Source organism: Microbacterium salsuginis, from assembly GCF_012524205.1.
Lineage (GTDB): Bacteria > Actinomycetota > Actinomycetes > Actinomycetales > Microbacteriaceae > Microbacterium > Microbacterium salsuginis.
Genome location: NZ_JABACI010000004.1, coordinates 395,410 through 421,848, shown reverse-complemented (window position 1 = coordinate 421,848; position 26,439 = coordinate 395,410). Strand labels below are relative to the sequence as shown.

29 protein-coding genes are annotated in these 26,439 nt (G+C 68.9%); 9 read left to right on the top strand and 20 right to left on the bottom strand.

Annotated features, from left to right (window positions below):
• Positions 1-5 precede the first annotated feature (5 nt).
• Together HF576_RS13810 and HF576_RS13805 are read right to left on the bottom strand one after the other, a co-directional pair.
• Positions 6-809: a MerR family transcriptional regulator gene (locus HF576_RS13810; protein ID WP_205835246.1), complete on the bottom strand. Its 804-nt coding sequence runs from the start codon at positions 807-809 to the stop codon at positions 6-8.
• A 122-nt stretch (positions 810-931) separates the two neighbouring features.
• Complete coding sequence (locus tag HF576_RS13805; protein WP_168913376.1) at positions 932-1,462, bottom strand: cytochrome C5; 531 nt, start codon at positions 1,460-1,462, stop codon at positions 932-934.
• Positions 1,463-1,626: 164 nt separating this feature from the next.
• On the opposite strand from HF576_RS13805, the gene HF576_RS13800 reads away from it, so the two are divergent.
• Positions 1,627-2,226 (top strand): dihydrofolate reductase family protein, encoded by a 600-nt coding sequence (locus HF576_RS13800; protein ID WP_168913375.1) that lies wholly within the window; start codon positions 1,627-1,629, stop codon positions 2,224-2,226.
• Here the strand turns inward: HF576_RS13800 and HF576_RS13795 are convergent.
• Positions 2,223-2,912 (bottom strand): DedA family protein, encoded by a 690-nt coding sequence (locus tag HF576_RS13795; protein WP_168913374.1) that lies wholly within the window; start codon positions 2,910-2,912, stop codon positions 2,223-2,225. The genes HF576_RS13800 and HF576_RS13795 overlap by 4 nt on opposite strands.
• 109 nt (positions 2,913-3,021) lie before the next feature.
• On the opposite strand from HF576_RS13795, the gene HF576_RS13790 reads away from it, so the two are divergent.
• Together HF576_RS13790 and HF576_RS20785 are read left to right on the top strand one after the other, a co-directional pair.
• Positions 3,022-4,425, top strand: a complete 1,404-nt coding sequence (locus HF576_RS13790; protein WP_168913373.1) for a histidine kinase — start codon at positions 3,022-3,024, stop codon at positions 4,423-4,425.
• Positions 4,422-5,078 carry a response regulator gene (locus tag HF576_RS20785; RefSeq protein WP_168913372.1) on the top strand — a complete coding sequence of 219 codons (657 nt, stop codon included), beginning with the start codon at positions 4,422-4,424 and terminating at the stop codon, positions 5,076-5,078. Before HF576_RS13790 ends, HF576_RS20785 begins: the two co-directional genes overlap by 4 nt.
• A gap of 21 nt (positions 5,079-5,099) precedes the next feature.
• Here HF576_RS20785 and HF576_RS13780 read toward each other — a convergent pair whose 3' ends face one another.
• From HF576_RS13780 to HF576_RS13765, 4 genes are all read right to left on the bottom strand, one after another.
• Complete coding sequence (locus HF576_RS13780) at positions 5,100-6,038, bottom strand: DUF1214 domain-containing protein (protein ID WP_168913371.1); 939 nt, start codon at positions 6,036-6,038, stop codon at positions 5,100-5,102.
• 88 nt (positions 6,039-6,126) lie between these two features.
• Positions 6,127-6,756: a LysE family transporter gene (locus HF576_RS13775; protein WP_168913370.1), complete on the bottom strand. Its 630-nt coding sequence runs from the start codon at positions 6,754-6,756 to the stop codon at positions 6,127-6,129.
• Positions 6,757-6,876: 120 nt separating this feature from the next.
• The gene (locus HF576_RS13770) at positions 6,877-8,043 is read right to left on the bottom strand and encodes a hypothetical protein (RefSeq protein WP_168913369.1); all 1,167 of its coding nucleotides are present in this window, start codon (positions 8,041-8,043) and stop codon (positions 6,877-6,879) included.
• A 211-nt stretch (positions 8,044-8,254) separates the two neighbouring features.
• On the bottom strand, positions 8,255-8,854 hold the full coding sequence (locus HF576_RS13765; protein WP_168913368.1) for a TetR/AcrR family transcriptional regulator: 600 nt from the start codon (positions 8,852-8,854) through the stop codon (positions 8,255-8,257).
• On the opposite strand from HF576_RS13765, the gene HF576_RS13760 reads away from it, so the two are divergent.
• A complete protein-coding gene (locus tag HF576_RS13760) occupies positions 8,819-9,433 on the top strand; it encodes a DnaJ family domain-containing protein (protein WP_240948910.1) in 615 nt (204 codons plus the stop codon). The genes HF576_RS13765 and HF576_RS13760 overlap by 36 nt on opposite strands.
• A gap of 84 nt (positions 9,434-9,517) precedes the next feature.
• Here HF576_RS13760 and HF576_RS13755 read toward each other — a convergent pair whose 3' ends face one another.
• Positions 9,518-10,264, bottom strand: a complete 747-nt coding sequence (locus HF576_RS13755) for an SDR family NAD(P)-dependent oxidoreductase (RefSeq protein ID WP_168913367.1) — start codon at positions 10,262-10,264, stop codon at positions 9,518-9,520.
• Between the two features lie 164 nt (positions 10,265-10,428).
• On the opposite strand from HF576_RS13755, the gene HF576_RS13750 reads away from it, so the two are divergent.
• On the top strand, positions 10,429-11,397 hold the full coding sequence (locus HF576_RS13750; RefSeq protein WP_168913366.1) for an RNA polymerase subunit sigma-70: 969 nt from the start codon (positions 10,429-10,431) through the stop codon (positions 11,395-11,397).
• A 688-nt stretch (positions 11,398-12,085) separates the two neighbouring features.
• Complete coding sequence (locus tag HF576_RS13745; protein ID WP_168913365.1) at positions 12,086-12,649, top strand: hypothetical protein; 564 nt, start codon at positions 12,086-12,088, stop codon at positions 12,647-12,649.
• 40 nt (positions 12,650-12,689) lie between these two features.
• On the opposite strand, the gene map is transcribed toward HF576_RS13745, so the two are convergent.
• Positions 12,690-13,451, bottom strand: a complete 762-nt coding sequence (map, locus tag HF576_RS13740) for a type I methionyl aminopeptidase (RefSeq protein WP_168913364.1) — start codon at positions 13,449-13,451, stop codon at positions 12,690-12,692.
• Between the two features lie 48 nt (positions 13,452-13,499).
• On the opposite strand from map, the gene HF576_RS13735 reads away from it, so the two are divergent.
• The gene (locus HF576_RS13735) at positions 13,500-13,769 is read left to right on the top strand and encodes a helix-turn-helix domain-containing protein (RefSeq protein ID WP_168913807.1); all 270 of its coding nucleotides are present in this window, start codon (positions 13,500-13,502) and stop codon (positions 13,767-13,769) included.
• A 21-nt stretch (positions 13,770-13,790) separates the two neighbouring features.
• On the opposite strand, the gene HF576_RS13730 is transcribed toward HF576_RS13735, so the two are convergent.
• The 10 genes from HF576_RS13730 to HF576_RS13685 form a co-directional block, all read right to left on the bottom strand.
• A complete protein-coding gene (locus HF576_RS13730; protein WP_343234281.1) occupies positions 13,791-14,180 on the bottom strand; it encodes an MmcQ/YjbR family DNA-binding protein in 390 nt (129 codons plus the stop codon).
• Positions 14,181-14,244: 64 nt separating this feature from the next.
• Positions 14,245-15,111, bottom strand: a complete 867-nt coding sequence (locus HF576_RS13725) for a GyrI-like domain-containing protein (protein ID WP_168913362.1) — start codon at positions 15,109-15,111, stop codon at positions 14,245-14,247.
• Between the two features lie 65 nt (positions 15,112-15,176).
• The gene (locus HF576_RS13720) at positions 15,177-15,500 is read right to left on the bottom strand and encodes a hypothetical protein (RefSeq protein WP_168913361.1); all 324 of its coding nucleotides are present in this window, start codon (positions 15,498-15,500) and stop codon (positions 15,177-15,179) included.
• Positions 15,497-16,855: a D-alanyl-D-alanine carboxypeptidase family protein gene (locus tag HF576_RS13715; RefSeq protein ID WP_168913360.1), complete on the bottom strand. Its 1,359-nt coding sequence runs from the start codon at positions 16,853-16,855 to the stop codon at positions 15,497-15,499. The genes HF576_RS13720 and HF576_RS13715 overlap by 4 nt, the downstream gene beginning before the upstream one ends.
• Positions 16,856-16,930: 75 nt before the next feature.
• Positions 16,931-17,293, bottom strand: a complete 363-nt coding sequence (gene mnhG / locus HF576_RS13710) for a monovalent cation/H(+) antiporter subunit G (protein ID WP_168913359.1) — start codon at positions 17,291-17,293, stop codon at positions 16,931-16,933.
• Positions 17,290-17,559: a monovalent cation/H+ antiporter complex subunit F gene (locus tag HF576_RS13705; protein WP_168913358.1), complete on the bottom strand. Its 270-nt coding sequence runs from the start codon at positions 17,557-17,559 to the stop codon at positions 17,290-17,292. Before HF576_RS13705 ends, mnhG begins: the two co-directional genes overlap by 4 nt.
• Positions 17,556-18,161 (bottom strand): Na+/H+ antiporter subunit E, encoded by a 606-nt coding sequence (locus HF576_RS13700; RefSeq protein WP_168913357.1) that lies wholly within the window; start codon positions 18,159-18,161, stop codon positions 17,556-17,558. The genes HF576_RS13705 and HF576_RS13700 overlap by 4 nt, the downstream gene beginning before the upstream one ends.
• Positions 18,158-19,723, bottom strand: coding sequence for a Na+/H+ antiporter subunit D (locus tag HF576_RS13695; RefSeq protein WP_168913356.1), 1,566 nt, complete (start codon positions 19,721-19,723; stop codon positions 18,158-18,160). The genes HF576_RS13700 and HF576_RS13695 overlap by 4 nt, the downstream gene beginning before the upstream one ends.
• Positions 19,720-20,280 (bottom strand): Na(+)/H(+) antiporter subunit C, encoded by a 561-nt coding sequence (locus HF576_RS13690; RefSeq protein ID WP_168913355.1) that lies wholly within the window; start codon positions 20,278-20,280, stop codon positions 19,720-19,722. Before HF576_RS13690 ends, HF576_RS13695 begins: the two co-directional genes overlap by 4 nt.
• Positions 20,277-23,216, bottom strand: coding sequence for a Na+/H+ antiporter subunit A (locus HF576_RS13685; protein ID WP_168913806.1), 2,940 nt, complete (start codon positions 23,214-23,216; stop codon positions 20,277-20,279). Before HF576_RS13685 ends, HF576_RS13690 begins: the two co-directional genes overlap by 4 nt.
• Before the next feature lie 157 nt (positions 23,217-23,373).
• On the opposite strand from HF576_RS13685, the gene HF576_RS20405 reads away from it, so the two are divergent.
• Complete coding sequence (locus HF576_RS20405; protein WP_240948909.1) at positions 23,374-25,164, top strand: hypothetical protein; 1,791 nt, start codon at positions 23,374-23,376, stop codon at positions 25,162-25,164.
• A gap of 16 nt (positions 25,165-25,180) precedes the next feature.
• On the opposite strand, the gene HF576_RS13670 is transcribed toward HF576_RS20405, so the two are convergent.
• Positions 25,181-25,753 (bottom strand): dihydrofolate reductase family protein, encoded by a 573-nt coding sequence (locus HF576_RS13670; protein ID WP_168913354.1) that lies wholly within the window; start codon positions 25,751-25,753, stop codon positions 25,181-25,183.
• A gap of 100 nt (positions 25,754-25,853) precedes the next feature.
• Between HF576_RS13670 and HF576_RS13665 the strand changes: the two genes are divergently transcribed.
• The gene (locus HF576_RS13665) at positions 25,854-26,423 is read left to right on the top strand and encodes a TetR/AcrR family transcriptional regulator (RefSeq protein WP_168913353.1); all 570 of its coding nucleotides are present in this window, start codon (positions 25,854-25,856) and stop codon (positions 26,421-26,423) included.
• Positions 26,424-26,439 lie beyond the last annotated feature (16 nt).

Genomic DNA, 26,439 nt, shown 5'->3' with positions numbered 1-26,439 from the left:
TCCCCTCACCGCCACGTGGCGGTGTCGGGGTCGATCCCGTGCGCGCGAGCGGATTCGTCGATGATCTGCCGGAACCACGGGGCCACGCCGGCGCGGATGCCGTTGTAGTGTGCGGCGAAGCCCGGGTCGGATTCGAACATCCGGCCCAGGCAGACCTGCATCTGGCGCGTCAACGGGAAGAAGTTCGAGAAGATCTCGCGATGGCGTTCGACGAGCGCGTTCGCCTCTGCGCTGCCGGGTAGGACACCACGGCCGAGGGCATCACCGAGATCGCGCTGGAGCGACGACATCGCCGACGAGAGCTCCTGCCATTGCTCGCGCGTGCGAGAAGCGGAGCGTTCCGCGAACTGCGCCCATTGGGTAGTGCCTCCCCACACATCGCGTGCGGCGGCCGAGCGCTGCGGATCCCAGTCGTCGCCGAACGTCTCTGTCTGTTCCTGATCGGTCAGGAGGATGCCGCGTTCGTGAGCCTCGGTCATCCGCTCAAGGCGCCTGTCCAGCTCCTGCAGCTCCTCGATGCGCTCGGCGAGCTGAGCCCGCTGCTCACGCAACCGGGCGCTGACGTCGACGGTCGTGTCATCCAGCACCTCGCGCACGGCTTCCAGCCCGAGGCCGGATCGGCGGTAGGCGACGATCCGATCCAGGCGCTCGAGGTCTGAGTCGGTGTACTGCCGATAACCGGCCGGCGTCCGCTCGGAGGGCGATGCCAGGCCGATCTCATCCCAGTGGTGCAGGGTTCGCACCGTCACTCCGAGAAGTTCGGCCGTCGCGCCCACCGCGAGACCGTCACCGGTGCCGAGATCAACCATGGACACCATTCTCACCACCGTCCGCAGGGTCGATCCTGACCGCGTCGAAGAAATCACTCATGCCTGCGATGTTCGGCCCTCACGCCGCGTGAGGGTCAAATGCGTGGCAACGGGGCGCGTCGTCAGCGCTCGCCTGGGCCGCTGATGTGATCGAGGAGGTCGTCGAGCGAGTCGAACTCGATCGTCTCGCTGCCTTCGTCGTCGATCACCTGGACGTCCTCGATCTCGAAGTCCTCGTCGAGCTGCACGAGGATCCGCGAGTCGGGGAACTGCCGGGGCGCAGCCAGCGACAGCATCACTGCGTCGGCGAACACGACGACGGACTTCGGGTCGATGTCGGCGCGGAGATCGGTCTGCTCCTCGATCGGGCCGCTGTCAGCGACCGCCTCCTCGATCTCGGTCGCGACCGCCTCGACGATCTTCGTCCACTGCGCTTCGCTCATCCCGAGGATGCGCGCGACGGCGGCGAGCAGGATCTCGGAGTCCGGCTCGTCCACCTCTTCGAGTTCGGGGTCGACGTTCACCATGACGTCCGCGCCGGCTCCGTCGAGCCGCGCGCGCCCGTAGACGACGTCGTCCTCCGCGACCGGGTCGTCGAGCAGCCCGCTGTCGGAGATGCGGCGAAGGAGGGCGTCAAGGGCGAGGTTGGCCATGGCCACATTCTGTCAGCCACGGCGGCCCGGGCGGACACTGGGTGACAGCATCCGTTCCCCGTCGAATCGGACGAATGCGGTCGACGCTGTCGGATCCCGGCGGATCCGTTCGTAGCAGTAGTAAAAGCAGGACGACCGAACCAGCACGACAAGGGAGCAGAACCATGAGCACCACGTTCACCGTCGACTTCTTCTCGACCCTCGACGGCTACGGCATGGCCGAAGGCTGGCCGGGCTATTGGGGCAAGGAGGGTCCCGAGCTCAGAGAGGACCGCGTGCGCACCTTCGCGCAGGAGCAGGTTCTCGTGTTCGGGGCGACGACGTTCCGTGAGTTCCGGAGCTTCGTCAAGGAGTACGACGAGCCGTACTACGACAGCCTCAACGAGCTGCCGAAGATCGTCTTCTCACGGACGCTCGAAGAACCGCTCGGATGGCAGAACTCCACGGTTCTGCGGGAAGACGCGGTGACCGCGATCGAGCGGCTGAAGCGCACCACCGACGTGCCCATGCGCTCGCACGGCAGCATCTCGCTGAATCGCGCGCTCCTGGCGGCGGGACTCGTCGACCGGCTCGAGGTCATGATCTTCCCCGTCGTCGGAGGTCGTGCGGGCGGCTCCGCGCTGCTCCACGGCGGCGCGGAGTTCGACCTGGAACTCATCGAATCCACCGTGCTGGACGGTCGTACGCAGAAGCTCGTGTACGCCCCGCACCTGCACGGGGAGATCCCCGCCGGCGTCGGACCGAAGCTCCGCGATGCGAGCTAGTCGCAGGGCGCCGCGGCCAGGGCGACGCGCTGGTCTTCTTGGCGCACGGGCTCGAGTTCCGGCTCAGCGGCCGGCGATTCCGTCGAACGCTTGAGGATGCGCCGGATGACGGCATCCACTACCGCTCCGATCACGGCCGCGACCACGATCGCGAGCACGATGGCCAGCAGCGGCTGGTCGTGCAGCCACTGCCCCGCGACGATGCCGAAGATCGCCGAGTACGCGGCCCACGTGATGCCCGCCGCGATCGACAGCGGCAGGAAGCGGCGAAGCGGGTAGCCCGTCGCGCCGGCCGTCATGTTCACGGCGATGCGGCCCACCGGGATGTAGCGCGCGGTGAAGATGAGGAGCGCACCGCGGCGATCGAGGCCACGGCGGGCCCAGTCGACCGCGGTCGTGACGCGCTTCGTCCGCATCCACCGCCAGCGGTCCGTGCCCAGGACCCGGCCGAGCTGGTACGCGATGTTGTCGCCGATGATCGCGCCGACGGCGGCGACGCCGATGAGCAGCAGCAGGTTCGGCTGGCCGGTGACCACCGAGACGGTGGCGGCGCCGACCACGACCGTCTCGCTCGGGATCGGCGGGAAGAACCCGTCGATCACGCACACCGCGAGCACGACCAGGTACACCCACGGCGAGGCCGCGAGGTCGGTCACGAGGGTCGTCAGCATCGCGAGGAGGTCCATGCCTGCGACGCTACGAGCGGGACACCTGCCGGCACATCAGACCGAAGGATGGACTGCACCTTACTTTCGTCAGTCCTGCGGATGACGCCTGCCTTCCTACGATGGGGGAATGCTCCGTGCCGGTCGCGCCCGACGAGGGCCGTGGTCCACGCCGCTCGGCGTCGTGCTTCTGCTCCTCGCGACGTCCATCGCGCTTCCGCTGGCACGGTGGGGAGACTCGGCGCTGGTGCTCGCCCTGATCCCGGCGGCGGTCGCCGGCTATCTGGCCGGCCGTCACATGGTGGGCCTCGTCCCGGCCGTGATCACCTTCTCCGTCGTGCTGGCCGTCTCGCTCCCGGTCTCGTACCTGATACCCGGCAGCGCACCGCTCGGCGACTGGATGGCGAGCGTGCTCATCGCGCTGCTCACCGTCGTCGCTCCGTGGTGGTTCGGCAGGTACCGGATGCTGCGCGACGAGCAGCGGGAATCGGATGCCGCGATCCTGGCCGATCGCGCGCAGTCCGAGGAGCGCGCACGCATCGCCGACGACCTCCACGACACGATCGGCCACGAGCTGGCCTTGATCGCGGTGCAGGCGGGTGCCCTCGAGCTCGGGCGGGACCTCAGCCCGGAGCAGCGCGAGCGGTTCCGCGAGTTGCGAGAGGCCGCGGTCCGGGCGAGCGGCCGCCTGCGCGACGTGGTGCGGATGACACGGCCCGAGGACGGACCGAGCCGGCTCGATCCCCTCGGCGGCGAGGGCATCGACGCACTCGTCGCCGGTGCGCGGGACGCCGGCATGAGCGTCGAGGCGCGGATCGATCATGCGGTCGTATCGGCCGCGGATCCGCTCATCGCGGAGCTGGCCGTGCGGACCGTCCGCGAGGGGCTCACGAATGCGGCACGGCACGCCCCCGGTGCGCCCGTCGTGATCGGCGTGGCGCGGGGCGAAGCCGGCGACGTGACGGTGTCGATCAGTTCGGCCGCATCGACCGAGGCCGGTGCGCAGGGCAGCGGCCACGGCATCCCGAGCCTTCGTCGTCGTGCCGAGCTGCTCGGCGGATCGATCGACGCGGGTCCGCAGCGGGAGGGCGGCTTCGAGCTGCGGCTGCGGGCGCCGATGCGCCCCGAGACGCTCGCCCGGACTCCGCTGAGCGCCGAGGATCCGGCGCTGCGCTCCAACGCACGGGCAGCCCGCCGCCGCGTCTGGCAGGCGACGATCGTCCCGGCGGTGATCCTCGGGCTCACGCTCGTCGGATTCGTGGTCGTGCAGGCGGTCACGTTCGCGCAGACCGCGCTCACGTCCGAGGTGTACGAGAGCATCGAGCTGGGCACGACGCGGGCCGAGCTCGCACCCCTTCTGCCCGCGGGCACCCCGGGTCCGGTGCCGATCGTCTTCGAACCGCCGAGGCCCGACGGATCCGAGTGCGAGTACTTCGCCGCGCGGGACGGCTGGCTGCATTTCACCGATGCGACGTACCGGCTGTGCTTCGATGAGGGTGTGCTCGTCGAGAAAACCCTGCTGGGAGAAGCGTGATCCGCGTGCTCATCGCCGACGACGAGGCCATGATGCGGGCGGGCGTGCGGGCGATCCTCGAGTCGGATAGCGAGATCGAGGTCGTGTTCGAGGCGGCGAACGGCCGCGAGGCGATCGACGGCACGCAGCGCCACCGCCCCGACGTGGCCGTGCTGGACATCCGGATGCCGGTGCTCGACGGCCTGAGCGCAGCCGCCGAGATCGCGGCTACCGTGCCAGGCACGCGCGTCGTGATGCTGACGACGTTCGGAGAGGACGACTACATCGAGCGCGCGCTCGGCGGTGGGGCACTCGGCTTCTTGCTGAAGGCGGCCGATCCGCGCGAGCTGATCGCGGGTGTACGGGCCGTGTCGGAGGGTGGCGCGTACCTCTCCCCCGACATCGCGCGCCGTGTGATCGCACCGTACCGCGCGGGCGACCGCACACGAACCGCCGAGGCTCGAGAGGCGATCGACGGCCTGACCGAGCGCGAGCGCGAGGTGCTCGCACTGCTCGGCGCCGGCGCCTCGAACGCCGAGATCGGCACGCAGCTGCACCTCGTCGAAGGCACGGTGAAGGGCTACGTCAGCGCCATCCTTGTGAAGCTCGGCGTGCGCAATCGCGTCGAGGCGGCGGTGCTGGCGTATCGGGCGGGGATCGTCGCAGCCGAGTGACGGCGCCCGCCGGAGGAGCGCCTACGGGTTGAGCCTGGGAAAGGTCCAGCTGCCGTCGAGGATCTCGGGGCGCGGGCGGTAGAGCCGCACGAGATAGTTCCAGCCCTCGGTGATCGGCAGAGCGTTGGGAACGTCCGCGGGGTAGTCGCCGAAGCGGACGGTGATGGTGCCGTCGTCGTTGCGAGCGCCGGTGATGTTGTTGATCGTGTACGCGCCGCGTTCGTTCGGCTCGAAGTAGCCCGCGGCGTTGTAGACCGAGATCGACCAGAACCCGTCCACCGGGACCTCGCCGACCGTCAGCTCGTACTGGCCGAGGGGCAGACGAGGGTCGACACCGATGTAGCTCGCCTCGGCGGAGGGAAGTCCGCCCCAGCCCGCCGCGGTGCCGATGAGATGGCGCACCGGATCGACCTCTTCCTTCGCACCGAACATGCGGTCGAATCCGGTGAGGTTGCGTGCCAGGGCGAGGAGTGCGTTACGTGTCTCGTCGAAGGTCGCGGTGTCATACTCGGGCATTTCGAACGGCTGGGGTGAGCCGGCCTCGAGCCCGATCTGGTCCTGCAGCGCCCCGACTGCGGCGACGTCGGCCGGATCGCTTGGATCGACCAGGATCCGTACGGCGAGCACGACATACGGCGAGCCGAACTGCTCGCGCGTCAGCTCGTACGTGCCCGCGTCGTGGAAGACCGCATCGACGTAGTGAAGTTCGTTGACCACCATGGCCGAGAGGTACCGCTCGCCGTGCTCGGGGAGAGTGAGGGTCGCTCCGGCGCTGATATCGACGACGGCGAAGCTGTAGAGCGTGTCACGGTTCAGGCGGATCACGGTCTGATTGTCGATCGCCGCGGGTTCGCGGTTGTGGACGAACCGGTTGACGCTGCCGGCGTTCGCCTGCAGATCGTGCATCATCCGATGGGTCTCGGCGAGGGCGAAGTTGTCGGCGTTCACGAGGGTGGCCATGGCTTGATCATGGCACCCCGGAGCGATCCGCGGTGGTCAGCTGTTCGATCCGACGGCCACTGTTCAGCTTCCCGGCGCGCGCCGTCGGCTAAGCCGGTGCGCGTCGGGATGCGGCGAGCCAGGCCGCGAGCCCGAGGAGGACTGCTCCGCACGTGCGTTCGATCCAGACGGCACCGCGCTGCTTGAGGAGGCGGATCGCCTGCGAGCCGAGGAGCGCGTACGCCAGCATGATGACGAAATCGAGGCTGCAGAAGATCAGCCCGATCACGATGAACTGGGCCAGCGGCGGGTGCCCCGCGACGATGAACTGAGGCAGAAGCGCGCCCACGAAGAGGTAACCCTTCGGGTTGGTCACCGCGACGAGGAAGCTCTTGAGGAAGAGCGCTCTCCGCGTGCCGTGGGGATCGGCAGCCGGGTCGGCATGGAGCAGGCTGCCTCGCGCCATCAGCATGCGGACGCCGAGGAAGATCAGGTACGCGACCCCCACCCACTTCACGATGGAGAACGCGATCTCGCTCGCTGCGAGCAGCGCGCCAAGTCCCACCCCGACCGCGACGACGAGGACCACATCGGACGCCACGGCTCCCAGCATCCCGAATGTCGCTCGTCGCACGCCGTAACGTGCGCCGTTCGCGAGCGCCAGAAGGACGGTCGGTCCAGGAATCGCGATGGCGACAGCGGCGGCGAGGGCAAAGGCGAGCAAGGTGGTGAGGTTCACGACTGACCTTCGTTGCGGGGAACGCGGCACGAGCGATTCACGCGTAAGGGTAGCGCGTGCCCCCGCGCCGCCGCGGTCGATCTGCTCGCGCACAGTTCGTCGGTGTCGCAGAGTTTCGGCTCATCCGATGTGGGTGGGGCGTTCGAGTTCCACGTCGATGGACGGATTGTGCAGGATGTCGGCGACGCTGGCAGGTCCGGCGTATCGGAGGAGTCGGCCGCCGGTCTCCACGCCGTCGGCGAAGGTACGTCGCATTTCGAGCACGCATCCGTTGGCCAGTTGCACTCGGTCGCCCGCGACGGGCAGGAGGACGCTGATGGGCCCGCGCCAGACGTCGCCGACGACCTCTTCGGGCTGGAGGGCGTGAACGGCGGGCTCGAAGCGCTCCACAAGAAGTCCGGCATCCGTTCGAGTGCTCACCCCCAGAACGGCGGGGGCAGCATTCATGAGCGAGAGGTGGTCTCCGGTCAGCGCGGACGTCAGCAGCACCTCCGCGTTGAGCCCGGCGATCGATGCGCCCAGGGTGTCGAACTCGCGCACCTGCCCATCCGGGAGCCGTTCCTTGGTGTGGATGTCCAAGGTCCACATGGAGTTTTTGCTGCGGGTGATCCAGCATTCGATTCCGGCCGACTGGGATTTCCAGCCCCCGAGCCACGCCGCCGGCATCGTGTCGGTGTCGGGCCGGGTGGTCCATGTGACCGGCGTGGTCGGGCCGAACGATGGGTAAGGCGCTTGCCAGGTGACGGCGAACTCGACCGAGTAGTCCCAGTCCGAGATGGTGACGATTGCGGACGTCCGACCTGAGACTCGGGGTGCGAGGACCTTGGTGTGCTTCTGTCCCGGGCCCAGCGGCTCGAGCGGTATGTCTTGGGCCCAACGGAACACTTCGTCGTCGTCGTCGAGGCCGGTGAAGAAGTCGACGACTTCCGGTATGCCGTTGATGACCGAATCGATGTAGGGAACGGGCAGGTACGACGCGGCCTTCGCAACGGCGCCTGTCACTTTGCGGATGTCTTCCTCGTTCTTCACCCACCAGTCGCTGTTGTCGAGATCGAGCCCGAGCGCGCCGATTCCCACGGTGGGTTGATCGACCCACCCGGCGAATAGCGGCATGTGATAGGTGAAGGTCCACCCGGTCTTGAGGGGGATCGCTGGGTGGGCGAACGGATGCGTCGTGCCGTCGACGACGACCGCTCCTGTCAGCGCGAAGACATCGTGCTCCGCGGACGAGGACTCCATCTCGTTGCAGACCACCCGCAGGAGAGTGATTTCGACGTAGTTTGCCATGATGACCTCCTGAAATCGCCGCCATGAGCCACCCCGAATGGCGGCCCCGTCAGGCAGCTTCTTGTCCCGGTCGGTCAGCTCTCGCCGGCCGAAGTGGAAGAGGCCACTCGCCCACCTCGTGATACGAGGCAGCGCTCGTCACGGTCGCCGACGCTCGCCGGACGCCAGAGGTGACATCGATCTGCGCGGCACGCCCTAGGACTGACGGCGATCACCCGGCGGAGAAGAGCCGTTCGAGATGCACCCGGATGGCTGTGCGCGCCGCGTCCGGCGTGATCACGCCGAGGTCGAGGAGTGGTGCGAGGCCGGTCACGGCGAGCAGGAGGTCGGTCTCCACCGCCACGTCGCGGTCCGCGGGGATCGAGCCGTCGGCTATGGCGCTCCGGATGATCTGCGCAACCCGCTCGCGTCCGGCCTGCAACCCGGCACGGGCCTGGCTGCGCAGTTGCGGATCGTGCAGAGCCTCTAACACGAAGGCGACTTGCAGGCGGCTCGTCGGGCGGGAATCAGCATGAAGCGGGAGCATCTCTGTGAGCACGATCTGCAGAGCTTCCCGGGGGTGCGGAGGTTGCGAATGCGCGGCAATGGCGCGCTCGACACGACCGGACGTCTGCTCCGCCGCGCGGTCCAGCGCGAAGGTCAGCATCTCCTGGCGCGACGAGAAGTAGTGCTGCAGTTGCCCGAGCGAGACCTCGGCTTCACGAGCGACCTCCCGCATGGTTGCCCGGCTCCAGCCCTGCTGGTCGACGACCTGCCATAAGGCTTCGGCGATCGCTTGTCGTCGCTGGTCGTGGTCCACCTGTTTCGGCATCTGTCCACCTCCGGATACGGTGAGATAATACAGCTGACTTGTAAACCGGGAGGCACGATGACGGATCATGACCGCCCCGCCGCATTCTTCAATCCGTACGCCGTTTCTATCGACGCCGAGGTCGCGATCGCATTGCTCGCCGACCTCCAGATTCGTCGCGCGATCGACCGCGGCGATTTCGACGATCTACCCGGCAGCGGGAAGCCGCTCGACCTGTCGGACAGCCACGACCCGGACTGGTGGCTGAAGAGGCTCATGAAGCGGGAGGGCTTCACGATGCTGCCACCCTCTATCCAGCTGCGGAATGAGGACGCGACGCTGGACGCACGATTGGACCGGCTGTCGAGCGAGAGGGATGTGCGCCGCGAGATCGAGGAGTTCAACGTTCGGGTTGTCCGCGCTCGCTACGAACTCACCGCAGGCCCGCCGCTTGTGACGATGCCCCGAGACGTCGATCAGACAGCGCGGTCATGGGCTGAACGGCGGGCTAGGCGCGCCGCGGAGGCACGCGAGCGCCAGCGGCTGGACGACATCGAACGAGGGAAGTCTCGCGGGCGGCGCTGGAAGCGTCGGCGCTGATCTCGCGACGGTTACTGCGAGCGCGTCGGGCTACGCGCGCTGACGACCTTCAGAGCCCATCCCCGCTCGCTCGAAGCAGCGGCGTCAGCCCCTCGGTGTGGCGTAGTCCGCAGCCGGGAGGAGGGTGGCGTTGGCACGCTCGAATGCTTTGAGCGGTCCGCTGTTCCAGGATGCCTCGAACTGCACCGAGACCGGGTCGGGGAAGATCTCCTCGTCGCCACGCTGAACCCCGTCGAAGACGGCGGTCGCCACGAGCGACGGCGCGGTCTTCGGGATCGCGAGCTCGCGCGTCATGTCGGTGTCCATCGGGCCGGCGAGCACGGCATGCACCCGGATGCCGCGCTGCGCCAGCAGTGCGCGCTGTGCCTGCGACAGAGAAAGCAGCGCCGCCTTCGAGATCGAGTACGAGGGCATGACCGGCAGGTTCGCGAACGCCGAGAGGGATCCGAGGTTCACGACTGCTCCACGGCGGGCGGAGAGCGCCTGCAGGAGCGCGTTCGTCAGTGTGAGCGGGCCGAGCACGTTCGCCTGCAAGTGGTCCTCGAGCACGCCGAGATCGGTGAGATCGTCGTACCGGCCGACCGCGGCGTTGTTGATGAGGATGTCCAGTTCCGGCACCTGCGCGCCCGACCGTTCGATCGAGGAGCGGTCGGCGACATCCAGGATCAGCCGTATCACGCGCGCGTCGGGATGATCGAACGGGGTGCGCGTGGCGGCGTACACGCGCGATGCTCCACGATGCAGCGCCTCTTCCACGAGCGCACGGCCAAGCCCGCGGCGTGCACCTGTGATGAGGACCGTGCGCCCTTCAAGAACGTTCTCGGTTGCCATGGTGAGTCTCCTTCGCTGATGGATTCGAAGGTGTAGACGCATACGGCGTCACGAATTGGTCGCGACCCGGCGAACGTGTCCCGTGCGGCCAATTCGGCACCTTCGCGGTGTCGATAAGAATGAGACCAAAGCGGACCCCTGTGGATCGGGAAGGTGAGGGCGGGATGACGGAGCGATTGCTCAGGGCCGCGCGGGCGGGCGACCGCGCAGCGTTCGACGCCCTCACGGAACCGCACCGCGGCGAGTTGCAGGTGCATTGCTACCGGATGCTCGGCTCGGTCGAGGATGCCGAAGACGCGGTGCAGGAGACGCTGCTCAGCGCCTGGCTCGGATTGGCCGGCTTCGAGGGCCGCGCGTCGCTGCGCACTTGGCTGTACCGCATCGCGACGAACCGATGCCTGAACCTGCTGCGCGCCGGCCGACGCGTAGCGCAGCCGGCGGACGCTCCTACACCGCCGACGGCTCGCGGCGAGGTCGTGTGGCTGCAGCCGTATCCGGGCGCGCTGCTCGACGACATCCCTGACGACGCTCCCGGTCCCGAGGCCCGGTACGAATCGCGGGAGGCCATCTCGCTGGCGTTCACGCGCGCGTTGCAGCTCCTGCCCCCGCCGCAACGGGCTGCCCTGCTGATGCGGGACGTACTCGGGTATCGCGCGGCGGAAGCGGCCGATCTGCTCGGCGTCACCGTCGATTCGCTGAACGGCTCGCTCAAGCGGGCACGCGCCGCACTCGCGGACGCGCCTACTCCGACCGACCCGATCGATCCGGACCCGGAGCTGCTCGAGAGGTTCGTGACCGCCTTCACATCAGGCAGCGTCGACGATCTCGTCGCCCTGATGACCGACGACGTCTGGGTGCGGATGCCGCCGCTCCCGTTCGAATACCACGGTATCGAGGCGGCCGGATCGGTCCTCAGCGCCGTCACGCCGCGTCGACACGCCATCGAACGGATGGTGCCGACCGATGCGAACCGTCAGCCGGCATGGGGCGAGTACGTGCGGGACCCCGTCGCGGAGGGCCTGCACCTCGTCGGCGTGCTCGTGGTCGGATTCGCAGGCGGAAAGGTCTGCGAGATCACCCACTTCGACACCTCGGTCGCGGCGCGGCTCGGGTTGCCGAGATCGCTCGCGTGACCGACAGTCTCGCCCGCTCGTGGCAGGTGGGACTGGATGTCGGGGCCGTTCTCAATGCGCGATGGCGGGTCTTAGACCGCCCGCCGGAGTGCGCCTGCGGATCCTGCTACGGGCGATACTGACGCGGTCGCTGCCGGGGAGCCTCGGGCGGCGTTGTCGTCTGAGCGTTCATCTGCTCCGCAGGCTTCAAGACGGCGAAGAAGACCGTGATCACCCTGAGCAGAACGCGACCGATGACCCCCAGCCATCGAGTCGTACCCGAGCGATGGTCTGTCATGCATTCAGCATCACCGGCGCGAGCGCGACTGTCCACCCCTGCCCGATCGTCGATTTGCGCGGTGCGTGCACGTAGGGTGACTCCATGCCGGGTTCAACGAGGCGCCGGCTGGGAGACTGGCTTCGTCGCCTTCAGGTGCCTTGGCGCCGGGGTTGAGGTGATAAAGATCGATGGCGGGATTCGAGCGGTACGCGAAGTGCATGACCGATGGGGGCTACCCAGTTGACGTCATCGACACCACCCAAGAAGTCATCCGCTACGTCAACAGCGGAGCATCGGTCGACTCGGGCGTTGAGGGTCGGTGCTACGCGTCCGAATTCGTCCAGCTCGACTCGGGCTGGCAAAGCGCGAACCAGTAGCGTCCTCGGCGACGGCATTCACGGGCCCTCGTGGACAACTGATTGTGGCGCGGTGACCGCAGTGAAAGACTCGCGTCAGTGGCCGGGCGCTCGCGCCGTTCATGGCGCGAAGTGTACGAACCCGACCGATCACCACGCGATCAGCACGATCCGCGCGGTGACGGACAGGCAGGGGAGGCGCGACATGGACTACGAAAGGGTGCGCGAGTTGCTGCTCCAGCAATGGACGTTCACGGGTGGCCCCAACGAAGCAAGAGCATCCGAGCTCTACCACGACGACGTGGTCGTGGAGTTCCCACAGTCCGGCGAATGGTTCAACAGCAGGGTCGACCAGCAGGCGTGGCGAGAGCTGTACCCGGCGAAGTTGGAATTTCAGCCGCAGGAGATTCGGGGATGCGGTGATCTGTGGATCGCGGAGGGCCTGCTGAGCTACGACGGAAATGACCCGATCCATTTCGTCAAGATCATTCACTTCAGAGGCGAACGGGTCGACCGCGAGACGCTCTACTTCGCCGAGGCATTTCCTGCGCCCGACTGGCGTCAGCCATGGGTCGCTCCCGGGCCACGGCCTGTGCGGCAGAACGACCTTCCCGCGCGCATATCGGGCGGGCAGTGACGCAGAAGATGGGAATGACCGACCGGGTTCTCCCCACCACCTACCCGGTCAGCACCACCGGACCCTCCGCGGTCAGCGCGATCGTGTGCTCGGTGTGTGCGGCGCGACTGCCATCGGCCGAGCGCACGGTCCAGCCGTCGGCATCCATCCGGATCCTCGCCGTCGTCTTGGCCCACCACGGCTCGAGGGCGAAGACGAGCCCGGGCCGGAGGCGGTAGCCACGACCGGGGCGGCCGTCGTTGCAGATGAAGAGGTCCTCGTGCATGCTGCGGCCGACGCCGTGGCCGCCGAACTCGTGGTTGACGGGATAGCCGTACTCCGCCGCCACCGCGCCGATCGCCGCTGAGATATCGCCCACGCGATTACCCGGCTGGGCCGCCGCGATGCCCGCGGCGAGCGCCTCTTGAGTCGAACGGATCAGCCTCTCGTCGTCCGGGTCGGCACGTCCGGCGATCACCGTGACCGCGGCATCCGCAACCCATCCGTCCACCGAGGCAGCCAGGTCGAGGCTCAGCACGTCACCGTCGCGAAGCCGGTAGTCGTGAGGCAGACCGTGCTGCGCGGCGTCGTTGACCGACAGGCAGATGACGTTACGGAACGGCCCATTGCCGAAGGAGGGCGCGTAGTTCCAGTAGCACGAGACAGCGCCGCGCTCCGCGATCGCCGCGCGCGCGGCATCCTCGATCTCGAGAAGGTTGACGCCGACGGCCACCATCTTCGACAAGGTGGCTAGAGTGTCTCGCACGAAGGCACCCGCTGGGCGCATCTGCTCGATCTCGGCGGGAGTATGGATGAAGATCATGACCGGTATAATAATACCGGTCATGAGCGTGAAGGGAACACCGACATGATGGTTCGCGCACCCCTCACCCCGGAGCAGCTCGCCGCGGGGCGCCGGCTGGGCGAGGCGCTGCGGCTCGCGCGTGGCTCCCGGTCGCTGACCGACGTGGCCGCTCAGGCCGGAATCTCGCCCGAGACTCTGCGCAAGATCGAGACCGGCCGGCTGCCGAGTCCGGCGTTCGGAGTGGTCGCCGCACTCGGCGACGCACTCGGGCTGTCGCTCGACGAACTCGCGGCCGAGTGGGCCGGCGCGGCGTCGCGGGCGGCACGCAGCGCCTGAGCGCCCGCCCACGAGAGAGCCTCAGCCCTCCCGCCCATCCCATTCGCGCCGCAGGTACTTCGGCGCTTGCACGCGCCATGCCTCGGTCACCAGCTCGGCAAGATGGTCGTCCTCGATGCCGGCCATGCGGAAGGCGACCTTCGGCTCGCCCCAGCGCGTCGTGGCACGAAGAAAGACGTCCGGCGCCATCTCGCGGAGCGCGAGCGCGTCCACACTGTCGGCGACCTTGACACCGACGACGAGCTCACGCGCGATGATCTCGCGCATGTCTTCGGGGATGCTGGGCCACGGGTGGCATTCCCACGCGAAGAGCTTGCCCCGCACGAACCAGGCGGCGCCTCCGGTCGTCGCCCGTTCCTCGGCGCCGGGCAGACCCGACGCGGCGCGCCGCAGGTCGTCAAGGGTGGCCACACCTCGAGGGTATGGGCCACCCCTGACACCCGCAGGCATCCGCGGCTGCAAGCACCCGCCTGTATTACGCCCGCTCCACCGGCAGCCACAGCTCGGTGGTCGCCGTGCTGAAGTCGTCGGCGCGGTCGAGGACCGCGACGATCGACGGACCAGGGCGCAGCCGCCACGGGTTGGACGGGAACCAGTCCGCCGCGGTGGCCGCCCACGTCGACTGCAGCGCCTCGGGGTACGGGCCCTCGGTGCGGAAGACCGCCCACGCCCCGGCCGGGACGTCGATCCTGTCGAGGTCGTCGGGCACGTCCGTGCCCTCGGCGACGGCGACGCCGTGCAGGTAGGTCAGCTCGCTGCCCTCGGTGTAGTCCGGGTCGACGTCGGCGCTCACCTGGAGCAGGCCGGCGGGCTCGGTGCTGCTCAGCTCTTTGAGACGAGCGTGAGCGGATGCCGGCAGCCCCGCGATGTGCTCCTGAATATGTGGATTTACTCCTTGGTGGATGAGCGGCACGCGGGTGGCGTGCCCGACCAGCGCGAACGCGGGTCGGTCGGCGATTCGAGTGTCCATGGTGGTGTTCCCTTCGACGGTCAGGCGGAACCTGAGTTGCGGTTGTGTGCGAAGGGGACCGCCGTGTCGGCGCACGTCGCCGGGACTGACGCCGTGCACGGTCCGGAACGCGCGGTTGAACGCCTCGTTCGAGCCGTAGCCGTATCGGACGGCGATGGTCAGCAGATCTTCCTCGCCGAGCACATCGGCCGCCGCGACAGCCATGCGGCGTCGCCGCACGTACTCCGAGAGCGGCATGCCTGCCAGCGACGAGAACATCCGGCGCAGGTGGTACTCCGTGGTGCCGAGACCGCTCGCGATGCCGGCGAAGTCGATCTCATCGGTGAGCTGGCGCTCGATGATCTCGACGAGTCGGTTGAGAGCTGCGATCACGGTGTCCCCTTTCTCGTCAAGCCTCGTCGTCGGCCTGATCGCGCACCCGACAATCCCGGTCCGATTCAGTCGCCCCGGTGCCGCGCGGATTCGAGCAGGCGGATCCGCCCGCGCAGGAACGGCAATGCCGGCGCCCGGTACACCAGCGCCGGCGCGTGGTCGGGCTCGAGCGCGAACTCGGCCTGCCCGAAGCGCCACATGCGGTTGAACAGGAAGACGCCGAGCACGACCGTCTCGTCGGCCGGGACCTGCCACGTTCCGAGCCCCCATTGCACGGGCTGACCGCGCCCGCCGATCACGAGTGTCGGCTTGACTCCGCCGTACAGCGCGAACCACGGTCGGTGCATGGTGAGGTCGATGCGGCGGGTGGTCGCGTCGCGGGCGTTCATTCGGGTGCTCCCAGCTCGGCGGGGTGTGTCAGTCGCCACCATGCCGTGGGCGGCTTGATGCTGCCCTCGATTTCGAGATCGGATGCCGCAGCATCCGGTCCCGCGGACCAGGTGAGAGTTCCGGCCACCTGACCGTCTTCGTAGGCGGCCGGTGCCGTGGTGTCCATGGTGACCGTGATGGGAGTGTCGGACCACGTGAAGACCGACGCGTGATCGCTCACGACCAGACGCGCACTGGACCCCCACGGAGTGGAGTAGGTTCCGACGACCTGCCCCGGCTCGGCGAGGGGCACCGTCCGGAATCCCTGACGGATGCTGCTCAGCAGCGCCGCGACGCTGACGTTGACCGACTGACGCGTCGAGCCGCCGAGCACCACGCCGGTCACGCTCAGCGGTTCGGCCAGACCCACGTCGAGCGATGAGGTGTACAGCAGGCTGTAGGTGCCCTCGCCGAGGTTGCCGGTCTTCAGTCCGGTGACACCCTCGGTGCCGAGGAGGGTGTTGGTGTTCGACATGACACCGAGCCCCGGCACCGAGACGGACGGCGATCCGAGGATCTGCGCGAGGACGGGGTGCGCCGCCGCGAGCTTGCCGAGCGCGAGAAGGTCGCCGAGCGTGCTGGTGTTGCGGGCGCTGATGCCGGTGGGCTCGACGATCGTGGTGGACGTGAGGCCGTGGGCGTTGAGCCACGCGCGCGCGGCGCTGAGGAACGCGCCCTGCGAGCCGAACGCCCAGCTCGCCACGGCCTCGGCGTAGTTGCTGGCCGATGGGACGAGCATCGTCGCGAGGGCGTCGTACTGCGACATCGAGCTTCCGGTGGGCATCGCGGCGATCGTCGCGCCCAGCACGTAGTACTCGTCGTAGAGGTCGTGGTCTGCCTTGTCGAAGGTGATGGTGGGGCCTGGCTCGCCCGGCGCGAGAGGTCTGGCGTCGAGCACGACCAAGGCGGTGATCAGCTTGCTGATGCTGGCGATCGCACGGGTCTCGTCCGTGCCGCTGCTCATCCACACCCCGCTCGCGTCGGCGCCGAGATACTCATCCGCCCCGGCCACGCTGACCGCCGAGATGCCTTCGATCGGGACGGCGATGGTGGCCGCGAAGGGAATCGGCGCCGCGGGCGTCTGCGACGACAGCACCGGTGCGCTCAGCGGTGCCGACAGTGCCCAGCCGACGTACCCGCCGGATGCGGCCAGGATGACCGCGAGCACGATCGCCGTGATGAGCAGGCCACGCCGGCGCCGACGCCGGCGGCGCTCCGGATCGACCGGCTCACGGCCGACGGGGAACTCCTCCTCGTGCCGCAGGAGCTCCGCGAATTCGGACAGCTCATCCGGCGTCTGGTGATGCGTCGTCATGGCGGCCCCGTCGCTGATGTGGATCCATCATGCATCACCGCGGCTCGTCCGCGCCTCACGCCCGGAACGGCGGAATCAGCCGCCCGCGGCGGGCGGCGTGCGCTTCGATTCGGCGAGCTCGTCGACGTACAGCCCGTTCTCGTCGATCGTGCCGTTGCGGTAGGCCTGGCGCCCGACCATGTGCGCCGACAGCGGAGCGGTCGCGAGCTGTATGAGCACCACAGGCAGGAGGAACGCGACGACCGGCCACGACCGCAGCGACAGCGCGATCGCCAGGCAGATGAGGATGAGTCCCAGCACCTGGGGCTTGGTGGCGGCGTGCAGGCGGGTCGGCACGTCGCGGAAGCGCAGCAGGCCGATCGCCGCCGTGAGACACAGCAGCGCACCGATCAGGATCAGGATGAGCGCGGCGAGATCGAGGCCTTGTTCGAGAGTCATCGGTCGACGTTGTCCCTTCTCGCCACGAACCGGGCGATCGAGATCGAGCCGAACACGCCCACCGCCGCGATGATCAGCAGCACGGGGAGGGTCTTGGTGTGCTGGTTGATCGCCATCTCGGCGCCCAGCACGCACATCACCTCGGTGAGCAGGACATCGGATGCCACGGCCCGGTCGAGGATCGACGGTCCGATGACGATCCGCCACAGCGTGAGCAGCGCCGCGACGGCGAAGACCACGTAGATCACGAGCAGCAGCAGGTTCACGCCGCACCCCCTCGGGCCACGCGGTCGCGGCGGGCGGCGGCATCCGTCTTCATCGCCTGCAGCTGCGCCGGCGAGCCGACCGCCCGCACGATGCGCGCCTCCCAGTGCCGGACGCTGGCCCGCTGATGCTCGAGGTCGTTGTCGTCGCGGACGCCGATGACGTGCAGGTAGAGCACGCGCCGGTCACGGTCGGCCTCGACGAGGAGCGAACCGGGAATGAGGGATGCCGTCACGGCGGTGTGCGTCATGATCAGGTCGTCGTCGGTCACGAGCGGCACCGCGATGATGGCGGCCCCGGGCTGGCGGCGCGGGTCGAGCACCTGCCACGCCACGGTGAGCGATCCGCGTACCAGCGCGACCAGGAACTCGAGCACGAACAGCATGCCCCACCACAGGTTCACGCGTCCCGACAGCTCGACCGGGGGCAGCCGGAAGATGCGGGTCACGAAGATCGCGGCCACCAGGCCGGTGAGGAAGGCGAGCCACGTGAACTGGCCCCACAGCAGCATCCACAGGGCGATCAGCCACACGAAGAACGGCAGCTGACGCCAGAGGGCGACCAGCGCACGGCGGGCGCGCGAAGCGGACACGTCGGCGGTCATCGCACGTCCTCCTCGAGCTGGGTCAGCGTCACCGGCTGCAGCAGCGCTTCGCCGATCCGCGTGCAGATGTCGTACAGCGGGCCCGCGAAGATCGTGAGGGCCAGAGTGATCGCGACCATGCCGGTGGTGGAGGCCGTCATGATCTTCGGGATCACGCGACGCTCGGTCTGGGTACGGGCGGCCGGGGCGTCGCCGAGGTATTCGATGCGGGCCTCGGTCTCGGCCGAGTCGTCCTCTTCGCGCCAGAACGACAGGTTCCACGCGCGCATCAGCGCGTACAGCGTGAGCAGGCTCGTGAGGATGCCGGCGACCATCAGCACGATCATGATCGGGGTGCCCACGGCCGCGGCCGCGTCGAAGAGCGCGAACTTGCCGATGAATCCCGAGAACGGCGGCAGACCGCCGAGGTTGATGGCCGGGATGAAGTACAGCACCGCGATCACCGGCGCGGCTTTCATCAGTCCCTTGACGCGCAGGATCGAGGTGCTGCCCGCGCGGCGCTCGACGAGGCCGACGGCGAGGAACAGCGTCGTCTGCACCACGATGTGGTGGACCATGTAGTAGATCGTGGCCCCGATCGCCGCCGGCGTCGCGATCGCGAGCCCGAAGATCATGTAGCCGATGTGGCTGACGAGCGTGAACGACAGGATGCGCTTGAGCTCGGCCTGCGCGACGGCGCCCAGCACCCCGACGATCATCGTCGCCAGCGCCACCCACAGCAGCAGCTGGTTGACGTCGTTGTCGAGGAACAGCTGCGTCTCGGTGCGGATGATCGCGTACACGCCGACCTTGGTCAGCAGTCCCGCGAACACTGCCGTCACCGGCGCCGGCGCGGTCGGGTACGAGTCGGGCAGCCAGAACGACAGCGGGAACACGGCGGCCTTGATGCTGAAGGCCAGCAGCAGCATGAGATGCAGCACCAGCTGCGTCTCCTGCGGCAACTCGCCCATGCGCTCGGCGATCTGCACCATGTTGACGGTGCCCAGCGCCCCGTAGATCATCGCGATCGCCGCGAGGAACAGGATCGACGAGACCAGCGACACCACGATGTAGACGACGCCGGTGCGGATGCGCGACTCCGTCGAGCCGAGTGTGATCAGCACGTACGACGCCACGAGCAGGATCTCGAAGCCGACGTAGAGGTTGAACAGGTCGCCCGCGATGAACGCGTTGAAGATGCCGGCGCCGAGGATCAGGTACGACGGGTGGAAGATCGAGACCGGCGTCTCGTCGTCACCGTCGGCGGCGCCCTGACCGACCGAGAACAGCAGGACCGCGAGCAGCACGATGCTCGACACCACCACGAGCAGCGCCGCGAGCCGGTCGACGTAGAGCACGATGCCGAACGGGATGGGCCATCCGCCCACCGACACCGCGATCGGCGCGTCGCCCGCGTCGACGACATACAGCAGCACGGCGGCGATCGCGCAGACCAGCGTGAGGGTGATGACCGACACCACCACCTGCGTGCGCCGGTGACGGCCCGCGATCAGCGCGATCGCCGCGCCGAGGAGGGGCAGAGTCACCAGGAGCGGGACCAGAGCGGGGGCGAACTCGATCACGAGCCGTCACCTCCGTCCCGTCCATCGCGGTCACGGGGCGGCGCCGCGCGATCGACCGGCGCATCGTCGCGGAGGCCGGCGAAGTCGCGGCTTCCGACGATGCGGATCGGCGCGGTGTCGGTGCCGACGAAGTCGGTGGTCGCGTCGTCGTCGGTGTCTTCGATCTCGGTCTCGTCGTCCATGGCCTCGTCGACATCGGCGGTGCCTTCGCGCACGGCGCGGTCGGCCTCGTCATCCACGACGGTGTCGGCTTGACCGAGCTGCCACGAGCGGTAGATGAGGGCCAGCAAGAAGGCCGAGACGGCGAACGTGATGACGATGGCGGTGAGCGTGAGAGCCTGCGGCAGCGGATCCGACATCTCGTCGGGGGATGCCGCGGTGCCGAAGAACGGCGCGACGCCCGGCTGACCCATCACGATCAGCAGCAGCAGGTTCGTGGCGTTGCCCAGCAGCAGGAAGCCGATCAGCACCCGTGTGAGGCTGCGCTCGAGCATCGCGTACACGCCGCACGCGAACAGCACCGCCATCACGACGATGAGCACGAGCGAGACGTTCACGAGACACCCACCTCGCCCGGCCGCCCCTCGCGCGCTTCGTGCGCCTGACGATCGACCTCGGCGCCGAGGCTGCGCAGCACATCGAGCACGAGACCGATCACGACGAGGTATACACCGACGTCGAAGAACGTGGACGTGACGAACTCGACGTGGCCCAGCACCGGCAACTCGGCCTCGAAGAACGTGCTCGTCAGCGGCGGCGCTCCGAAGAAGAGCGGCACGATCGCGCACGCGATGGCGATCGTCATGCCCGTGCCCAGCAGGCGCCCAGCGTCGGTGGGGGCGGCGGCGCCCAGCTCGAACCGGCCTCCCGCGACGTAGCGCATGACCAGGGCCATGCCCGCGACCAGTCCGCCCGCGAATCCGCCGCCGGGGAGGTTGTGGCCGGCGAACAGCAGATAAAGCGACACGATGATGATCGTGTGGAAGAGGATCCGCACGATCACCTCGAGGACGATCGAGCGATTCTCGGGCCGCACGCGCTGCCCACCCACGAGCCAGGCGGTGCGGCCGCTGCCTCGCTCGTCCGCCCGCTGCTGCAGTCCGTCCGAGGTCTCGACGAGGGGCCGGCGGCTGCGGGTGGCTCCCGACGGGAGGGGTGAGAACCGTGAGAGCGTGTCGGCGCGGTGGGTGACGAAGACGAGGGATGCCACGCCCGTGGCCGCGAGGATCAGCACCGACAGCTCGCCCATGGTGTCCCAGCCGCGCAGGTCGACCAGTGCCACGTTGACCACGTTCCGGCCGTGCCCGATCTCGTAGGCCAGCCGCGGGAATGCGTCCGAGATCGGCTGCTCGACGCGCGCTGAGGTCGCCACCAGCGCCACGAGCGCCATCGTGACGCCGACGGCCGCAGCGAGCACGCCGCGCGCCACGGGCCACACCGACGCGTTGTGCTCGCCGAGGCGTGACGGGATGCGGCGCAGCACGAGCGCGAACGCCACGAGTGTCACGGTCTCGACGAGGATCTGGGTGACGGCGAGGTCGGGTGCCCCGCTCGTGGCGAACAGCAGCACCATGCCGAGACCCGTCACCGAGACCAGGACCACGCCGGTGTAGCGCTTCCGGGCGCGGATCGCGACGAGCCCGGCGGCGATCATGATGGGCGCGACCACGAGCTGCATCGGCGTCTGGAACGCGTCGAGCTGTGCGCGAAGCTCCTGGCTCGCGAGCAGCGCCGTGGCCTCGGCCGCCACGAAGACGACGAAGATCGTGCCGACGTACACCGGCAGCGAGCCGCGCTGCGTGAAGCTCGTCGTCACGACCGAGAGGCGTGCGACACCGCGCAGAGCGGCGTTGTAGACGTCGGCCGCGGTGAAGGGCAGCAGCCGCTTGGCCGGGCGCCACGCGCGGCTCGCCCAGAACACGGCAGCCCCGGCCAGGATCGTCGCGAGCGAGATCCACAGCGCCGGTTCGAGCCCGTGCCACAGTGCGAGGTGGGCGGGATGCTCCGGCGCGGCCACGCCGGGAGTGGAAAGCGGCGCCTGCTCGGCGTACGGCGCGAAGACCTTGTCGAGCCACGGCGCGAAGAAGCCGGCGACCACCGTGAGCCCCGAGAGCACCACCGGCGCGGCGAGGAACCCGATCGGCGGATCAGGCCATTCCGTTTCGGGCATACGGTCGCCGGAAGAATCGTGCTTCGTCCAGAAGGCGCCCCAGACGAAACGGATGCCGTAGGCCGCGGTCAGCACCGAGCCCAGGGCGATGCCGGCCAGGGCGACGATGCCCCAGACCGCACCCCCGGCCGCTTCGTGCAGCAGCGCCGCCAGCACGCCCTCTTTGGCGACGAAGCCGATCGTGGGGATGATGCCCACCATCGAGGCGACGGCGATGATCGAGAACGTCGCCATGACGGGTGCCTGCCGACCGACACCGGACAGTTCGGTGAGGTCGCGCGTGGAGAGCTGGCGGTCGATGACGCCGACGACGAGGAACAGCGCCGATTTGAACAGCGCGTGACTGAGCAGCAGCGCGAGGCCGGCGAGTGCGACATCGGCGGTGCCGTACCCGAGCACGACGGTCAGCATCCCGAGCTGGCTGACCGTGCCGAACGCGAGCACACGCTTGAGGTCGGTCTCGCGCAGCGCCTGGAATCCGCCCAGCAGCATGGTGAAGACGCCGAGCCCCACCACGATCGGGCGCCACGTCGGGGCGATCGCGAAGATCGGCGCAAGACGTGCGATGAGGTAGATGCCGGCCTTCACCATCGCCGCCGCGTGCAGGTATGCGCTGACCGGCGTGGGTGCGGCCATCGCGCCGGGAAGCCAGAAGTGGAACGGGAAGATCGCCGACTTGCTCAGCGCGCCGACGAGGATGAGGACCAGCGATGCGTCCACGATCGGCCCGGTCGGCGCCTCGGCGAGGATCGTCGAGATGCTGGAAGTGCCGGCGTCGACGACGAGCAGAACGACGCCGATGAGCATCACGAGCCCGCCGAGGGTCGTCACCAGCAGCGCCTGCAGGGCGGCGCGGCGACTGGCCGCGCGCTTGTTGTAGTAGCCGATGAGCAGGTACGACAGCACGCTCGTGACTTCCCAGAACATCACCAGCACGACGAGGTCGTCGGTGAGCACGAGCCCGTACATCGCGCCGGCGAAGGCGAGGAGCACGGCCGCGAACTGGCCCAGGTTCTCGGTCTTGCCGCGGAAGTACCAGCGGCAGTAGATCATCACGAGTGCCCCGACGCCGGTGACGACCAGCGTCATGAGCCACGACAGCGTGTCCATCCGCATCGAGAGGTCGATACCGAGGGGCGGGATCCAGGCGTATGACTCGAACGGAATGTCTCCCGCCATCACACGCGGCGTGAACACGGCTGCCTGGACGAAGCCCGCGATCGGGAGGACGGCGGCGATGTAGAACGCGCGGGCGCCGATGTGCGCGACGAGCCACGGCAACAGGAGTGGAACGACCGCGAACGCGCCGAGCACGAGGAGCATCCGGGCCTCCTCGTGGTCGTCGGCCGGGGGCTTCACGCGCGCGGCTCGGGCGATCGGGGTGTCGGACCCAGTCTACCCGCGCAAGCCGGTGCCTCCGGCGGCGTGGCAGAGTGAGGCGGTGGGCGTTCGACGGGCTCGAGACCGGCCAGGCGGCGCGATGCCCCCGTGGGCCGGCGAGTCGCTGGGCCTTGCCGCGGCCGTCGCGATCTCGATCGGGGTCGTCGCCGTGGTGGCGGCATCCGCCCGCTCGGAGCTGATGTTCCGCGACGGCGACTCGCTCGTGACCACCCTTGTGATCCGGTCCCTTGCGACGGGGCAACCACAGGACTGGGCGATGTCGACGGTCCTCTTCCTTCCCGAGGCCGCAACGCTCGGGCTCCTGACGCTCCTGGGCCTGGGCGTCAACGGCACGCTCGCTCTCGCCGGCGTCGTCAACCTCGTCGCGTTCTACGGTGCTCTTCGCGTCGCCGCCGGGTCCGCCGCGCGTGCGCGCGCCCCCATCGCCGGTGCACTGCTGGCCCTCGCGGCGTTCGGGCTGCTCGCGATCAGCGACACGTCACCGTCGCGCGATGCACTCGAGCTCGCCTCCCTGCTGACGCTCACCACCTACTACAGCGCCACGACGATCGGTGTCGTATTGGCCGTCGGCATCGCGCGGCGGGCGCTGGACCGACGACAGCGCGGCTTCGGCTCGGGGGGCAGTTCGCGCGAGAATTCCCCGGCGGATGCCGCGGCTATTGACCCCCGAACAGAAGAGCTCCTCAGCTCGGGGGGCAGTTCGCGCGGGAACTCCCCGGCGGATGCCGCGGCTATTGACCCCCGAACAGAAGAGCTCCTCAGCTCGGGGGGCAGTTCGCGCGGGAACTCCCCGGCGGATGCCGCGGCAACTGACCCCCGAGCGGGAGTCTCCGACGGACCCGGCGCCTGGTTGTGGGGGTCGGTCGCTGGGCTCGGTGTTGTGGCAGCGGCATCCGTCCTCACGAATCCGCTGTTCGCGGCGTGGGGGACCGTCCCTCTGGGTCTGGTCCTCGCGGTGGCGTGGGCGTTGAGGCGCCGCGGGCCGACGCTGTGGCTGGCCGGCGCACTCATCGCCGGCACGGCGGTCGGTTTCGTAGGACGGATGCCGCTGGCCCCGCTCATCGCGAACACCGGAGCGGGCTACGCCGATCCGTCGCGGTGGGCCGACTCGCTCGGCTACTACGGCGCCCTGCTCACCGAGCGGTGGAGCGTGCCGTGGGGCGCGGCATCCGTCATCGTCCTTCTCGCGCTGTGGTCCTGGTGCCTCGCCGCGACGGTGGTGCTCGCCCGCCGAGGTGACGTGGGCGCCACGGTCGTGGCCGCCTGCGGGTGGGTGATCCCGCTGCTCGTGGTGGCCGGCGCGATCGTGCTCGGCACGAATGCCGCGCGATACCTGCAGCCCGCGGCCTTCGCGCCGCTGCTCGGTCTGTTGGTGCTGCCTGGCTTGTCGGCGGTCCGCGCAGGAGCGGCTGCGAGCCCGCTCACGAGCCCTCGCCGTGCGCTCATGGCCGGCATCGCCGGCGCGGGCGCCGTCGTGCTCATCGTCCTCGCCGGTGCGGTGGGCGTCCCCCGGATCGCTGCCGCCGCGAGCGCGCCTGACGCCGACCTCGAGTGCGTCGTCGACTGGGTCGAGCAGTCCGGACGCACGGGCGGCGGCCAGTTCTGGACGGTGCGGCTGCCCAAGGCGCACCTCGCCGATCCGCGGTCGCTGGTCCAGGTCGACCACCAGTTGCGCGGCTATGCGTGGCTGGTCAACCGCGACGACTTCACCGTCGGCGAGGTGTCGTTCCTCGTGCTGGATGATCAGTCGCCCGCTTTCGATCTGCCCGGTGGCGCGTCCGTCGAGGATGCCCGGCACGTCTCGTGCGGCCGATACACGATCGCCGACTTCGGCGACGCCGGGCTGCCCCTGGGCCCGCAGCGGTCCTGACCCAGGGGCTCGGGCCTCATCGGCGGTGATACCGCAGCACCGCGCACCCGTTGCTGAAGGTCAGCGCTTCGTCGAGGGCGAACTGCACCGGGGCGAAGTCGGCCGCGAACGCCGGGATGCCGCTGCCCGCGACCACGGGGTACTTCTTGACGATGAGGCGGTCGATCTCGGGCAGGAGCTCGCCCGCCAACCGTCCGCCGCCGGCGAGGTAGATCCCCAGTCCGTCCTCGGCCTTGAGCTCGCGGATGCGACCGCGCGGGTCGTCACGGACGAGCTCGACCGCCGGATCGGGCGAAGCCTCCAGCGATCGGCTGACCACGATCTGCCGCAGGTGCGCGTACGGGCTCGTGATGCCGATCTCGAGTGCGGGGTCGTAGGTTCGGCGGCCCATGACGATGGTGTCGAACCCGCGGTTGGGCACGTCGTCGAGGCCCACCGCCCGGCGCACGTGCGTCGGCAGCACCTCGGGGTACGCGTCGTTCATATGCGCGCTGTGGTCGTCCGCGAGCGGGTAGAAGTCGACCTCGTCGTGCGGCCCCGCGATGAATCCGTCGAGGGTCATGCCGATGTAGTACGTCAGCTCACGCATGGTGGCTCCTTCCTGGCGACCCGGGCGGTCGCACCTCCGAAAGCGTAACCACTACATGTGGAGTACTGCAAGTGGAGTGGTTGTGTGCGACACTGGGGGAATGGTCGCCAATCCGCAACGCCGCCGCCAACTGCTCGACGCAGGCATCGACGTCCTGGCGGGCCAGGGCGCCCGGGGCCTGACCTTCCGCGCCGTCGACGACGCGGCCGGCGTCCCGCAGGGGACGACGTCGAACTACTTCGCCAATCGCGAGGAGCTGCTCCGCGAGCTCGGACGCTTCGTCTTCGAGCGCCTCACGCCCGACCCTGTTCCCGAAACCGAGGCTCCGACCCGAGCCCGGGAGGTGCAGCTCATGAAGGAGCTGCTCGGGCGGGCCCGCGACGACCGTGCCGGCTTCCTCGCGCTCTACGAGCTCCGGCTCGAGGCCGTGCGGCGCCCCGACCTCGCCGACGCCATCGCGGACCGGTACGCCGCGAACCTCGACGCCATCTCGGCCGGGCACGTCGAAGGCGGCTTCCCGGGGGATCGGCGCACGGCGCTGCTGCTCTACCTCGCCATGAGCGGCCTGATCCTCGAGCACCTCACCCTGCCGGGGCTGCTGCCCAACGATGCGAGGGGCGTCGACGCGCTGGTCGAGGACCTCGTCACGGCGATCGTTCCGCCGGAGTAGCCCGCGCGCATCGCGT

Bases quoted from the DNA above. Each gene is read 5' to 3' on its own strand.
- HF576_RS13685 (WP_168913806.1), bottom strand. From the start codon at position 23,216: ATGCTCCTCGTGCTCGGCGCGTTCGCGGTCGTTCCACTCCTGTTGCCG.
- HF576_RS13810 (WP_205835246.1), bottom strand. From the start codon at position 809: ATGGTTGATCTCGGCACCGGTGACGGTCTCGCGGTGGGCGCGACGGCC.
- mnhG (WP_168913359.1), bottom strand. From the start codon at position 17,293: ATGACTCTCGAACAAGGCCTCGATCTCGCCGCGCTCATCCTGATCCTG.
- HF576_RS13750 (WP_168913366.1), top strand. From the start codon at position 10,429: ATGACGGAGCGATTGCTCAGGGCCGCGCGGGCGGGCGACCGCGCAGCG.
- HF576_RS13670 (WP_168913354.1), bottom strand. From the start codon at position 25,753: ATGCGTGAGCTGACGTACTACATCGGCATGACCCTCGACGGATTCATC.
- HF576_RS13735 (WP_168913807.1), top strand. From the start codon at position 13,500: ATGGTTCGCGCACCCCTCACCCCGGAGCAGCTCGCCGCGGGGCGCCGG.
- HF576_RS13800 (WP_168913375.1), top strand. From the start codon at position 1,627: ATGAGCACCACGTTCACCGTCGACTTCTTCTCGACCCTCGACGGCTAC.
- HF576_RS13700 (WP_168913357.1), bottom strand. From the start codon at position 18,161: ATGACCGCCGACGTGTCCGCTTCGCGCGCCCGCCGTGCGCTGGTCGCC.
- HF576_RS13795 (WP_168913374.1), bottom strand. From the start codon at position 2,912: ATGGACCTCCTCGCGATGCTGACGACCCTCGTGACCGACCTCGCGGCC.
- HF576_RS13720 (WP_168913361.1), bottom strand. From the start codon at position 15,500: ATGAACGCCCGCGACGCGACCACCCGCCGCATCGACCTCACCATGCAC.
- HF576_RS13805 (WP_168913376.1), bottom strand. From the start codon at position 1,462: ATGGCCAACCTCGCCCTTGACGCCCTCCTTCGCCGCATCTCCGACAGC.
- HF576_RS20405 (WP_240948909.1), top strand. From the start codon at position 23,374: ATGCCCCCGTGGGCCGGCGAGTCGCTGGGCCTTGCCGCGGCCGTCGCG.
- HF576_RS13765 (WP_168913368.1), bottom strand. From the start codon at position 8,854: ATGCCGAAACAGGTGGACCACGACCAGCGACGACAAGCGATCGCCGAA.
- HF576_RS13665 (WP_168913353.1), top strand. From the start codon at position 25,854: ATGGTCGCCAATCCGCAACGCCGCCGCCAACTGCTCGACGCAGGCATC.
- HF576_RS13755 (WP_168913367.1), bottom strand. From the start codon at position 10,264: ATGGCAACCGAGAACGTTCTTGAAGGGCGCACGGTCCTCATCACAGGT.
- map (WP_168913364.1), bottom strand. From the start codon at position 13,451: ATGATCTTCATCCATACTCCCGCCGAGATCGAGCAGATGCGCCCAGCG.
- HF576_RS13715 (WP_168913360.1), bottom strand. From the start codon at position 16,855: ATGACGACGCATCACCAGACGCCGGATGAGCTGTCCGAATTCGCGGAG.
- HF576_RS13780 (WP_168913371.1), bottom strand. From the start codon at position 6,038: ATGGCCACCCTCGTGAACGCCGACAACTTCGCCCTCGCCGAGACCCAT.
- HF576_RS13790 (WP_168913373.1), top strand. From the start codon at position 3,022: ATGCTCCGTGCCGGTCGCGCCCGACGAGGGCCGTGGTCCACGCCGCTC.
- HF576_RS13770 (WP_168913369.1), bottom strand. From the start codon at position 8,043: ATGGCAAACTACGTCGAAATCACTCTCCTGCGGGTGGTCTGCAACGAG.